Source organism: Streptomyces sp. LS1784 (genome assembly GCF_020103755.1).
Lineage (GTDB): Bacteria > Actinomycetota > Actinomycetes > Streptomycetales > Streptomycetaceae > Kitasatospora.
Genome location: NZ_JAHSQD010000582.1, coordinates 1 through 4998, shown reverse-complemented (window position 1 = coordinate 4998; position 4998 = coordinate 1). Strand labels below are relative to the sequence as shown.

Sequence of the window (4998 nt, the reverse complement as noted above, 5' to 3'; positions counted from 1 at the left end):
ACGGCCCAGCAGGGCGGCCTGGCGGCGGCCGGCCGCGGTGAGCCCGCTGCTCTCGGACGCGGCCTCGCCGTGGCGGGCCAGGTAGAGGAAGCGGGTGGCGCGATCGGTCATGCCCAGGGACTCCTCGCGGTGGACGAACGGTGGACGCACCGGTCGACGAAACGGTGGGCGGAGATCACGTCGTCCCGGAGCGACGCACCGCGGGCCGCGCCCGGTTCCGGCTCAGCCCGCGTGGGCCTCGTCCAGCAGCGCCAGCTCCTGCGCCGACAGCCGCAGTGCCCCGGCCGCGATGTTGTCCTCCAGGTGCGCCACGTCGCCGGTGCCCGGGATGGCCAGCACGTGCGGGCCGCGGTGCAGGGTCCAGGCCAGCCGCACCTGCGCGGTGCCCACCCCGCGCGCCTCGGCCACCGCCAGGACCTGGGCGGGCTCGGCCGCGCCGGCGCCGTCCTGCCGTCCGGCACCGGCGATCGCGTAGAAGGGGACGAAGGCGATGTCCTGCTCCCCGCAGATCCGCAGCAGCTCGTCCTGTTCCGGGGTGGCCCCGATGCCGTACGGGTTCTGCACGCAGACCACCGGTGCGATGGTCTGCGCCTCGGCGAGCTGGTGCGGGTGGACGTTGGACAGGCCCAGCTGCCGGATCAGCCCGGCCTGGCGCAGCTCGGCCAGCGCGCCGAAGCGTTCGGCGACCGAGTCGGTGCCGAGGATGCGCAGGTTCACCAGGTCGAGGTGGTCGCGGCCGAGCTGGCGCAGGTTCTGCTCCACCTGGGCGCGCAGCCGCTCGGGGGTGCGGGCGTGCTCGACCCACTCGCCGTCGATGCCGCGGCCGGGTCCGACCTTGGTGGCGATCACCAGGTCGTCGGCGTAGGGCGCGAGCGCCCGGTTGATCAGCTCGTTGGCGGAGCGCAGCGGGGAGAAGTAGAAGGCCGCGGTGTCGATGTGGTTCACGCCCAGCTCGACCGCGCGGCGCAGCACCCGCAGCGCCTGCTCGCGGTCGCGCGGGACGGCGTGCGGGACGAGCGCGGGGCCGGTCTGCGGCAGGCGCATCGTGCCGAAACCGATCCGGTGGACGGTGCGGTCGCCGAGCTTCCAGGTGCCGGAGGCGGCGGCGGTGATGGCGGTGGCTGTGGTGCTGTCGGAAGTCATGCCGATCATGATCGGCACTGCACTAGCCTGACCGCCAATGATTCGAACATGTCTGAATCCACGGGGGGTGGGGCGTGGCGGCCGAGCTGCTGTTCACGGCGGGTGACCTGGCACGGATGCGCTTCGCGGTCTCCCCGATGTGGGAGGTCGGCCCGAGCCTGCGCCTGCTGCGCTCGGGCCTCCCGCACGCCGTCCACCAGCCGTGGGCGGAGCAGGTGCGGTCCCGGCTCGCGGCGCTCGGCCCGGCGTACGGGCTGCTCGCGGAACTCGTCCCGCCCACCGGCTACGTGCCCGACTTCATCAACCCGGCCCCGGACGGGCCGGCCCCCACGCTGGCGCAGGAGCTGGCGGCGATCCGGGCCACCCCGGCCGAGCGGGTCCGCCGCGACCTCGACCGGCTGCGGGACGGCGACGGGCTCGGCCCCCGGCTGCGCGCCCTGTACGGGGATCCGGTGGGCGGGCTCGGTCGGCTCACCGAGGCGGTCGAGGCGTACTGGGAGCTCGCACTCGCCCCGTACTGGGCGCGGATCCGCGCCGTTCTGGACGCGGACGTGCTGCACCGCGCCCGCCAGGCGGCCGAGCACGGGGCGGCGCGGGTCCTGAACGACCTGCACGCCGAACTCCGTTGGACGGAGGGCACCCTGCGGCTGTGCCACCGCGCCAGCCCGCTGCCGGGCCGGACGACCGGAGCGGGGCTGCTGCTGATCCCGTCCGTCTTCACCGGCCCGGCGCTCTACTCCCGCCTCGTTCCGCCGGATCCGCCGCAGCTCGCCTACCCGGCGCGCGGCATCGGCACCCTCTGGGCGGCAGCCCCGGCGGCCGGCACCGAGGCCCTGTCCGCCGTCCTCGGCCGGTCCCGCACCCGGCTGCTGGCGGAGCTGGCGGCCCCGGCGTCCACGACCGAGCTCGCCCGGCGCACCGGGCTCTCGTCCTCGGCGGTCTCCCAGTACCTGACGGCACTGCGGGACGCCCGTCTGGTCAGCGCCCACCGGGCCGGGCGGTCGGTGCTGTACGCGAGGACGGCGTCGGCGGAGGCGTTGCTGGCGCCGCTGGGGGAGGGGTGAGCACGCGTTCCCCCGACTACCGCAATGTCAGCCGGGCGCACCGGTGTCATCGGGCCGGATGCGCCGGCCGCCCGTACCGTGCGGGACATGACACCCAATCGGCACCCCCGGCACCACCGCCGCCATCGGACCGTCCTCGTCGCCGCACTGCTCGGGGCCGCCTTCGGCGCCGTCGCGCTCACCGGGGCACCCGTACGGCCGGCCGCCCCGACCTCCGGGGCCCGGCTCCGCCCGGCCGGTGCGCCGCCGACCGTGTACGGGCACCGCGGCGCCGCCTCCGCCGCGCCCGAGAACACCCTGGTGTCGGACGAGGTGGCTCGCCGGGCCGGCGCCGAGTGGATCGAGAACGACGTCCAGCCCAGCAAGGACGGCATCCCGTACGTGCTGCACGACGACACCGTGGACCGCACCACCGACGGCACCGGCCGGATCCGCGACCTGACCGCAGGGCAGCTGGACGCGCTGGACGCCGGCTCCTGGTTCGCCCCGGCGTACGCGGGCACCCGCCTGCCGACCCTCGCCGCCCAGCTGGAGGACCTGCGCACCCGCGGCGGCAGGCTGTTGCTGGAGATCAAGGGGCCGCACACCCGCGACGAGGTCGCCCGGATCGTCCGGGAGGTGCGCGACCACGGCATGGCCGACCGGGTCCTCGTCCAGAGCTTCGAGGTGGACGCCCTGCGCCACACCCGTGCGCTGGCGCCCGAAGTGCCGCTCGGGCTCCTGCGCGCCACCCTGGACACCGACCCGGTCGCCACCGCCCGCGACCTCGGCCTGGCCGCCTACAACCCCTCGGACGACGCGCTCTCCGCCCGTCCCGGCGTGGTCGGGGAACTGCACGCCGCCGGCGTGGCCGTCAACGTCTGGACGGTCGACCAGCCCGCCCGCTGGAAGGCCCTCACGGCGGCGGGCGTGGACGGGATCGTCACCAACCGCCCGGCCGAGCTGGCCGGTTGGAACGCGGCCTGGTCGGCCTCGGGCGTCGGCGCCTAGGCTGCCCGGTGTGGAGATGGAGAACGCGGCAGGCGCTCAGCCGGTGGACGACCAGGCCGTGGCGGACCGGATCCGGAACCACTGCGGCCTGGTCCCCGAACCGCGGGGCTCGCTGACCGCCTTCGACGGACGCCTGGTCATCGACCCGGACACCCGGGTCGTCACCGTGGACGGCCGTGAGGTGCGGCTCAACCGTGCCGATGTCAAGCTGCTGCGCGGCCTGGTCGAGCTGGGCGAGGGTGTGCACGAGCCGTACTCGATCATGTGGAAGGTCTACAACGCACCGTGCCACCCCCATGAGCTGAGGTACCCGATGACGGTGCTGAGGGCGAAGCTCGGCGAGCCCTCCTGGATCGTACGGACCGAGGAGGGCTACGGCCTGCGGCCCCCGGACCTGCCGTAGCCGGTCGGCGGCCGGGAGCCCGCTCCCCCTCCGCGGGCCGGTCCGACAGACCGGCGGCCGCCGATGGGACCCGCCGCGCCGGGTGGCGGGGGCGGTCTGGGAAGCTGCGGGCATGACGCTTCCGATCCTTCGCTGCGCCGTCCTGGACGACTTCCAGGGCGTCGCCACCAGCAGCGCCGACTGGTCCCCGGTGGCCGACCGGGTCGCGGTGACGGCCTTCCGCGAGCACTTCGGCTCGGAGGAGGAACTCGCCGCCGTCCTCGCCGAGTTCGACATCGTGGTCACCCTACGCGAGCGGGTGCCCTTCCCGGCCTCGCTGTTCGCCCGGCTGCCTCGGCTCAGGCTGCTGATCGCCTCCGGGATGCGCAACGCGGCGATCGACCTCGCGGCCGCCGAGGCGCACGGGGTGACGGTCTGTGGCACCGCCAGCTCCGGCACCCCGCCGGTCGAGCTGACCTGGGCGCTGCTGCTCGGCCTGGCCCGCGGCATCGTCCAGGAGAGCACCGCGCTGCGCGAGGGCGGCCCCTGGCAGAGCACCGTCGGCGCCGACCTGCACGGCCGGACGCTGGGGCTGCTCGGCCTCGGCCGGATCGGCGGCCGGGTGGCCGAGGTCGGTCTGGCCTTCGGCATGGACGTGGTCGCCTGGAGCCGGAGCCTGACCGACGAGCGGGCCGCCGGGGCGGGCGTGCGGCGCGCGGCCACCAAGGAGGAGCTGCTCCGCGAGAGCGACTTCGTCTCGATCCACCTCGCGCTCAACGCGGGCACCCGGCGGCTGATCGGTGCCGCCGAGCTGGCGTTGATGAAGCCCGGGGCCTACCTGGTCAACACCTCCCGGGCGGCGATCGTCGACCAGGGTGCGCTGCTCGCCGCGCTCACCGGGGGCCGGATCGCGGGCGCAGCGGTGGACGTCTTCGACATCGAGCCGCTGCCCGCCGACCACCCGATGCGCACCGCGCCCCGGCTGCTGGCCACCCCGCACCTGGGGTACGTGTCGCAGGACAACTACCGGCGCTACTACGGGGAGGCGGTGGAGGACATCGCGGCCTTCCTGGCGGGCGAGTTGACGCCTCCGGCGCTCGGGATGCCCGAGCCGCATACTGACGGCATGACGCGTGGAGACGGTGGCCGGGGCCCGGACCGACGCGGGCTGCTGCGGGCGGGTGCGGCGGCGCTGGTGCTGGGCGCGGCGGGCTGTACGGGCGGGGGCGGTTCGCAGGTGACGGGCACGAGCCCGGCCGCAACTGCCACCGGGACGCCCACACCGGCACCCACACCGACGCCCACCCCGCTGCCCCACCCGCCCCTCTGGCAGCCCGGCCCCGGCGAGATCCAGCCCGACGTCAAACGCCGTGCCGTCGAGCTGGTCGCCGCGCTCGGCGCCTGGCCGCCCGGCGGACA

General features: G+C 75.5%; 4 protein-coding genes and 2 pseudogenes. 4 read left to right on the top strand and 2 right to left on the bottom strand.

Going from position 1 to position 4998, the window contains the following annotated elements; translation table 11 throughout:
- Both KS423_RS38245 and KS423_RS38240 read right to left on the bottom strand, forming a co-directional pair.
- Positions 1-111 (bottom strand): annotated as a pseudogene (locus KS423_RS38245) (histidine phosphatase family protein); the annotation flags it as partial.
- Between the two features lie 111 nt (positions 112-222).
- Complete coding sequence (locus tag KS423_RS38240) at positions 223-1143, bottom strand: aldo/keto reductase (protein WP_224284341.1); 921 nt, start codon at positions 1141-1143, stop codon at positions 223-225.
- A gap of 74 nt (positions 1144-1217) precedes the next feature.
- Between KS423_RS38240 and KS423_RS38235 the strand changes: the two genes are divergently transcribed.
- The 4 genes and pseudogenes from KS423_RS38235 to KS423_RS38220 all read left to right on the top strand — a co-directional run.
- Complete coding sequence (locus KS423_RS38235) at positions 1218-2207, top strand: ArsR family transcriptional regulator (protein WP_224284340.1); 990 nt, start codon at positions 1218-1220, stop codon at positions 2205-2207.
- An 87-nt stretch (positions 2208-2294) separates the two neighbouring features.
- A complete protein-coding gene (locus KS423_RS38230; protein WP_224284339.1) occupies positions 2295-3197 on the top strand; it encodes a glycerophosphodiester phosphodiesterase family protein in 903 nt (300 codons plus the stop codon).
- A 10-nt stretch (positions 3198-3207) separates the two neighbouring features.
- On the top strand, positions 3208-3600 hold the full coding sequence (locus KS423_RS38225) for a hypothetical protein (protein WP_224284338.1): 393 nt from the start codon (positions 3208-3210) through the stop codon (positions 3598-3600).
- Positions 3601-3712: 112 nt separating this feature from the next.
- Positions 3713-4657: pseudogene (locus tag KS423_RS38220) on the top strand (D-2-hydroxyacid dehydrogenase family protein); the annotation flags it as partial.
- Positions 4658-4998: the final 341 nt, after the last annotated feature.